Genomic DNA, 6,750 nt, shown 5'->3' on the forward strand with positions numbered 1-6,750 from the left:
GCCCGGGTGAGGGGACGCGGGGCGGGCTCGGACGGCAGGGGAGGGGCGTCGTCGCAGAAGACCCGCATGAACCCGTCGAGGTCCTCGTACCAGTCGTGGTTGCCGGGTATCGCGTAGATGGGCGCCCTGTACTCCTGGTACGGGCGGAAGAACTTGTCGCCGTAGTCGTCGGCGCTGCCCACCGGATAGATCACGTCGCTGGCCAGCACGGTGAAGGCGGTGTCCCGGCCCTCCTTCAACAGCCCCGGTACGACGGCGTACTGGGGCTCACCGCCCTCACCGGTGTCGCCGATGACGAGGAAGGAGAACCGGTCCGGACCGTCGTGCCGGATCACCTTGTCGGCGGGCGCGCCGGCCGCCGTCCGCTGGGCCACCCACCGGCTGCGGATGCGGCCCGTCGGGTCCCCGAGCCAGGAGGCCAGGACCCCGTTGCGGGCGGCCCACAGCATCCGCGGGTCGAACCAGGAGATCTTCTCGGCCCCGGGCGGCAGCAGCCGCCGGTACTCGCCCCGTTGCCCGGTGCCCCAGCCGGCGCCCTCGGCCGTGTCGCGTGAAGAGTCTGACATCGGAGCACCGTAACAACGCTGCCGCGGACGGCCGGAGAACGGGTGTGGACAGCGGTATGCGCGAACTTGGTCCGTCCGATGAGGCGTTGACCGCTTTTCTCGGTCGGTTCCCCTCAACAGGGCTCTCGGGGAGCGAGGTTCGGCAGGTTCGTCAGAGGGTTCGGTTCAACAGGTCCAGCAGTGCGGTCCAGTGGCGCTCGTCCGCCTCCTTGTCGTAGGCCGCGGTGTCCGCCTGCGTGTAACCGTGGCGGGCCCCGGTGTACACCTCGCAGCGGTGCCGGACCCCGGCCGCGGTCAGCGCCTGCTCCAGCCGCTCGATCTGCTCCTCGGGCATCGACGGATCCTGGTCGGCGTGACCGAAGTACAGCTCCGCGGTGATCCTGTCGGCCAGCAGGTGCGGGCTGTCCGGCGCGTCCGACGCCAGCCGGGCCCCGTGGAATCCCGCGGCGGCCGCCACCCGGTCCGGGTAGGTGCCCGCCGTGTGCAGGGAGAGCACCGCCCCCATGCAGTAGCCGGTCACCGCCACCGGGCCGCCGGCCACCGCGGGATGGCCGGCCAGCCACCGCAGGTAGGCGCCGGCATCGCGCATGGCGAGCTCCGGCGTCAGCTCCTGCAGGATCGGCCCGATACGTCGGAAGATCTCCGGCCGCGCCACCGGGTCGATGAACTCGGGCAGTTCGACCACCGGACTGCGCCCATGGCGGTAGAACACGTTCGGTACCAGGACCGTGTACCCGGCCTCCGCCAGCCGGTCGGCCATCGCCCGCAGCCGCGGCCGCAGCCCGAAGGCGTCCATGTAGAACAGGACCGCCGGCCGGGGACCCCCGTCGGCGGGATGCGTCAGATACGCGTCGGCGGTGCCGTCCTCGGTGGTGATGTCAACGGTGCTTCCCTGTACGGCGGTCATGGCCGGCGGGCGCCTCTCTGCTCTGCGGGATGTCGGACGGGGCCGTCCCCGCGACGGGCGGGGCGGATCATGCCCCATCGTGACATGTCCCGGGTCCGGCACTTCGGCTCTGCCCGGTCCAACACGGTTCAAGGTGCGCTTCTTTGGGACAACCTGCGCGCGCCCCGGTACGTTCGTCACCGCTCCCGCGGATCCGGCGGCCCGTATCGGGGCAGTTCACCGCGTCGCCCTCACTCGAACCGTGAGACGTCCCCCGCGCCCCGCCGTACGATTTCGGCCTCGCCGCCCGAGAAGTCGATCACCGTGGTCGGCTCGGTGCCGCAGTCCCCGGAGTCGAGCACCGCGTCCACCACGTGGTCGAGCCGGTCCTTGATCTCCCAGCCCTGGGTCATCGGCTCGTCCTCGCCGGGCAGCAGCAGGGTGCTGGACAGCAGGGGCTCGCCCAGCTCCGCGAGCAGTGCCTGGGTGACGACGTGCTCGGGGATGCGCACGCCGACGGTCTTCTTCTTGGGATGCTGGAGCATGCGCGGCACCTCCTTCGTCGCGGGCAGGATGAACGTGTAGCTGCCCGGCGTGGAAGCCTTGACCGCGCGGAACACGTCGTTGTCGATCCGTACGAACTGGCCGAGCTGAGCGAAGTCCCGGCACACCAGAGTGAAGTGGTGCCGGTCGTCCAGCTTGCGGATGGTACGGATCCGGTCGATGCCCTCCCGGCTGCCGAGCCGGCAGCCGAGCGCGTAACAGGAGTCGGTGGGGTACGCGATCAGAGCGTTGTCGCGGATGCTCGCGGCGACCTGGGAGATGGTGCGCGGCTGGGGGTTGTCGGGGTGCACGTCGAAGTACTTCGCCATTCACCGAGCTTATGCCGACCGCACGGCGGGACCGCACATCCCCGGCCGTACCCGTCCGTGCCCCGGTCCCGTACCCGTCCGTGTCCCGGCCGTGGACCGTCCGTGTGCCGACGGCGTGTCGACGGTGTGCCGACGTCGTGCAGGGCTTCCCCTTCACCCCCTCCGCCCGGCATGAACCGGCCGCATGCGTGGGGTAACGTCCGGTGCCGGGCCGAAGAGACCCGGCGTACGAGGGGAAGACCGAGGTGGCAGCCCGTAAGGACGGAATCCCGCAGCCGGCGGCGGCCGGTGAACAGTCAGGGTGGGCGCAGGAACTGCTGGAGCACCTGCGGCCGGCGGGCCGCGATGTCCGCAGGGTCGTCGACTGGCTCGCCCGCACCGTGCACGGGTCGGTGGCACTCCGGGACGGCACCGGCACGCTCGTCGCCGGAACCGGGCTGGCGCTGGACGAGAACCTCGTCGCCGATGTCACTTCCGGCCGGATCGCCTCCGCGGCCTGGGAGGACGGCGAGCGGCACCTGCGTCTGGTGCAGGTCGGGCACCCCTCCCGGACCTGGGCGCTGGCAGTCTCCCGGGACACCCCCTTCGACCGGCACAGTGCCGACGTCATCACGCACACCGCCCAGGTGATCGAACTGCTGCTGACCGCCGGTGAGACCACCGCGGCCGGGCAGCGGCTGCGTCGGGCCAGCGCCGACCTGCGGCTGGCGATCCTCCAACTGCTCATGGTCGAGGACACCGTCGCGGCCCGCCGGGTGGCCGCGGGGCTCTGGCCGGGCCTGCTCGAGGCCGACACCGCGTGCGTCTACGTCGTCGAGTCCGAGCCCGCCCGCCGTGACCGCCTCGCCGAGGAGGCCCTGGACAGCACGGAGGAGGAGGCACTGGTCGTACGGTGCCCGGCGATGGACAGGCACGTGATCGTCGTCAGCCCCCGCGAGGCGACCGCCGGCGATCTGAAGGCCCTGGTCGAACGGCATCCGGACACCTTCCTCGGCGGCAGCGTCTGGCAGAGCCTCGCCCGGACCGCCACCGCGTACGGGCAGGCCGTCAGCGCCCTCGCCGTGGCGCGCTTCCGCCCGGACAAGACGGCGGTGTACGCGGAACGCACCCATCCCGAGCGGCTGATGGACCCGACGGCGTTGCGCGGCTGGACCGCCCGGCTGCTGCGCCCCCTGGACACGGTGCCGCACCACACACGTGCCGAGCTCCTCGCGACCACCCGTCTCGGCCTGGAGTTCACCGCCGTCAACACGGCCAAGATCCTCGGCGTGAGCCGCAACACGGTGCGTGCCCGGATGGAACGCGTCGAGAACATGCTGGGCGCCGACTTCGACGACCTCACCGCCCGTGCCGTCGTGCACCTGGCGCTGCACACCCAGTTCAACCTCCAGGACGGCCGGGCGGGCAGCGCCTTCGAGGCGCCCGTCCCCGGACTCGCCCACCTGGTGTCCGGGCCGGCCGTACGCGCCTGGGCGGGAGAACTGCTGGAACGCCTGGACCGGGACGCCCGTCCCCTGCGCCGCACGCTGCGCACCTGGATCGCGGCCGGCGGCAACGCCGAGCGGGCCGCGCAGCTCCTGGGCGTCCACGCGCAGACCGTGCGGGAGCACGTACGCAGTGCCGAGCCGGTCCTGGAGCGCCAACTGCTGGCCGCCGGCACCGACCTGTACGAGGTCGTGCTCGCCCATCTGGCCCTGGGAGACCTGGAGACACCGGTGTTCGCGGGCCCGATGCCCACGTCCCCACCAGGGTGAACGACGGTCCGCCGGCCCCGTTCCGGCCGGCTCGCACGGGGTGAAACGGGTCGTAACGGACTCAGTTGTGCACGGCTGAGTCCCGCGGCCGTCCCAGCGGGCACCGGTGCTATACACAGCCGCGTCGCCATTCACATAGGTTCGTCGTGCCGCGGGAGCACGACCGGAACGGGGGACCGGTCGCGCTCCCGTGCGCCGTGTACGTCTACGGTGTCCCCCGGATCGGCTCCGCCGTCCGACGCGACGACGCCGCCGCGATGACGGCGTCCAGGAGCGTGCGGGAGCGTCGCAGGTCCTCGATCATGCGATCGGCGCGGTCCCGCTCCACCGTCGGCTCGCTCACCAGGAGGGCCTCCGCCGTTTCGGACGGCCCTCCGTCGCCGTCCTGCACGCAGGGCGGCAGCTCGGCGATCTGCGAGCCGCACAGCCCGCCGCGTACAGCTCCTGGCTCCGCCGCCCCCGGTCCACCGCCGCCGGCCTCATCACCCTCGGCCGGTCCTTCCTCACCGACCCGACCTCGTCGAGCGCCTGTACACCGGTGCTCCGGTCAACACCGTCCGCAGGGGGGCGCGATGTACACCGCCGGCCACCGGACACACCGACTGTCCCACCCGTCACCGCCTTGGCCGCCTCGGCGGTCCCGGCAGTCCCTGCGGCCCCGGCCGTACGGCGGGCGCAGCGGGCCGCCACCGCTCCGAGTCGCCGGTCTCCGTGATGCACGGCAGCATGGCCCTCGTACGCAAGCTCCCGGCGGGACATGCGCGAGGCGCGCGGGCCCGGCCGTCGGGCGGCGGACGTTCAGTGAGCGGGCCACCGACGCGTGAGTGACCACGCGGTTCCTGGGAGACCGGGGACACCGGGAAAGGGACACGGGGCTGCCGGGACACCGGAGCTCCCGCGCAGTCGAAGGCGACCGGCCCGCGGCCGCGCCACCGTGCTCCGGCCCGCCACCAGTCATGAGCAGCCGAAGGAGTCCACAGACATGACGGACGTTTCGAGCCGGGGTCCTGTTCCGGGCGACGACCGCAAGGTACTCACCAACCGTCAGGGCCATCCGGTCTACGACAACCAGAACCAGCGCACGGTCGGCGCTCGGGGGCCCGCCACACTGGAGAACTACCAGTTCCTGGAGAAGATCAGCCACTTCGACCGGGAACGCATCCCCGAGCGCGTCGTCCACGCGCGCGGTGTCACCGCCTTCGGCTACTTCGAGGCGTACGGGAAGTGGGGGGACGAGCCGATCTCCCCCTACACCCGGGCCAAGCTCTTCCAGGAGCAGGGCAAGCGCACCGACCTGGCCATCCGCTTCTCCACCGTCATCGGTGGACGCGACTCCTCCGAAGCGGCCCGCGACCCGCGCGGCTTCGCGGTGAAGTTCTACACCGAGGACGGCAACTGGGACCTCGTCGGCAACAACCTGGGTGTCTTCTTCATCCGGGACGCGATCAAGTTCCCGGACGTCATCCACGCCCTCAAGCCCGACCCGGTCACCTTCGAGCAGCAGCCCCGGCGCATCTTCGACTTCATGTCGCAGACACCCGAGTCCCTGCACATGCTGGTCAACCTGTTCAGCCCGCGCGGCATCCCGGCGGACTACCGGCACATGCAGGGCTTCGGCGTGAACACCTACAAGTGGGTCAACGCCGAGGGCGATACCAAGCTCGTCAAGTACCACTGGATGCCCAAGCAGGGCGTGCGCTCCATGACCGAGGAGGACGCCGCCAACGTGCAGGCCGACTCCCTCGGCCACGCCACCAAGGACCTCTACGAGGCGGTGGAGCGCGGCGACTACCCCGAGTGGGAGCTGCTCGTCCAGATGATGGACGACCACGACCACCCGGAGCTGGACTTCGACCCGCTGGACGACACGAAGACCTGGCCCGAGCAGGACTTCCCGCCGAAGCCGGTGGGCAAGATGGTGCTGAACCGGATGCCGGACAACTTCTTCGCCGAGAACGAGCAGATCTCCTTCGGCACCGGCGTCCTCGTCGACGGCCTGGACTTCTCCGACGACAAGATGCTCGTCGGCCGGACCTTCTCCTACAGCGACACCCAGCGCCACCGCGTCGGCCCGAACTATCTCCAGCTGCCGGTCAACCAGGCCAAGAACACCGAGGTGCGCACCAACCAGCGCGACGGCCAGATGACGTACCACCAGGACGGCACAGGCGAGAACCCGCACGTGAACTACGAGCCGTCGATCACCGGCGGCCTGCGGGAGGCCCAGTACCCGACGCACGACGACCAGGGCCCGGAAATCCGGGGCCGGCTCACCCGCAAGCGCATCCTCCGCACCAACGACTACCTCCAGGCGGGGCAGCGCTACTGCCTGATGGAGGAGTGGGAGCGCGACGACCTGGTCAAGAACTTCGTCGACCTGTTCTCCCAGTGCGACCGGGAGGTGCAGGAGCGCATGGTGTGGCACTGCCTCCTCGCCGAGAACGACCTCGGCCGCAGGGTCGGCGACGGCCTCGGCATCGGTCCGCAGGACATCGCCCATCTGAAGCCCCTGGAAGGCCAGGACCTGACGGACGAGGACCGCAAGCGGCTGGCCAACCTCGGCGACAACCCGCCGCGCGACGTGGAGGGACTCACCATGACCCACTGCGTCCCCGACGAACGGCATGTGGTGAGCCGCTGAGCGGTTCTCCCGGCGAGCAGCACGGTGTGCA

At 71.0% G+C, this 6,750-nt stretch carries 6 protein-coding genes; 2 read left to right on the top strand and 4 right to left on the bottom strand.

The genetic code is table 11. The annotated features are described in order from the left end of the window. The 3 genes from AOK11_RS29960 to AOK11_RS29970 form a co-directional block, all read right to left on the bottom strand. On the bottom strand, positions 1-566 hold a 566-nt coding region (locus tag AOK11_RS29960), incomplete at its 3' end, for a metallophosphoesterase (RefSeq protein WP_206188956.1). A 151-nt stretch (positions 567-717) separates the two neighbouring features. Then, positions 718-1,473 (bottom strand): dienelactone hydrolase family protein, encoded by a 756-nt coding sequence (locus AOK11_RS29965; RefSeq protein ID WP_055596840.1) that lies wholly within the window; start codon positions 1,471-1,473, stop codon positions 718-720. A 230-nt stretch (positions 1,474-1,703) separates the two neighbouring features. Further along, entirely contained in the window at positions 1,704-2,324 is a 621-nt protein-coding gene (locus tag AOK11_RS29970) for an L-threonylcarbamoyladenylate synthase (protein WP_055596841.1), read from the bottom strand. 245 nt (positions 2,325-2,569) lie between these two features. Between AOK11_RS29970 and AOK11_RS29975 the strand changes: the two genes are divergently transcribed. Then, complete coding sequence (locus AOK11_RS29975; protein ID WP_055596844.1) at positions 2,570-4,078, top strand: helix-turn-helix domain-containing protein; 1,509 nt, start codon at positions 2,570-2,572, stop codon at positions 4,076-4,078. A 205-nt stretch (positions 4,079-4,283) separates the two neighbouring features. Here AOK11_RS29975 and AOK11_RS46480 read toward each other — a convergent pair whose 3' ends face one another. Beyond that, positions 4,284-4,421 (bottom strand): hypothetical protein, encoded by a 138-nt coding sequence (locus AOK11_RS46480; protein WP_157869473.1) that lies wholly within the window; start codon positions 4,419-4,421, stop codon positions 4,284-4,286. 639 nt (positions 4,422-5,060) lie between these two features. Here AOK11_RS46480 and AOK11_RS29985 point away from each other — a divergent pair. Continuing rightward, complete coding sequence (locus AOK11_RS29985) at positions 5,061-6,719, top strand: catalase (protein WP_055596843.1); 1,659 nt, start codon at positions 5,061-5,063, stop codon at positions 6,717-6,719. The last annotated feature ends 31 nt before the right edge of the window (positions 6,720-6,750 follow it).

It is taken from the genome of Streptomyces hirsutus, assembly GCF_001418415.1.
GTDB lineage: Bacteria > Actinomycetota > Actinomycetes > Streptomycetales > Streptomycetaceae > Streptomyces > Streptomyces hirsutus.

Bases quoted from the DNA above. Each gene is read 5' to 3' on its own strand.
- AOK11_RS29965 (WP_055596840.1), bottom strand. From the start codon at position 1,473: ATGACCGCCGTACAGGGAAGCACCGTTGACATCACCACCGAGGACGGC.
- AOK11_RS29970 (WP_055596841.1), bottom strand. From the start codon at position 2,324: ATGGCGAAGTACTTCGACGTGCACCCCGACAACCCCCAGCCGCGCACC.
- AOK11_RS29985 (WP_055596843.1), top strand. From the start codon at position 5,061: ATGACGGACGTTTCGAGCCGGGGTCCTGTTCCGGGCGACGACCGCAAG.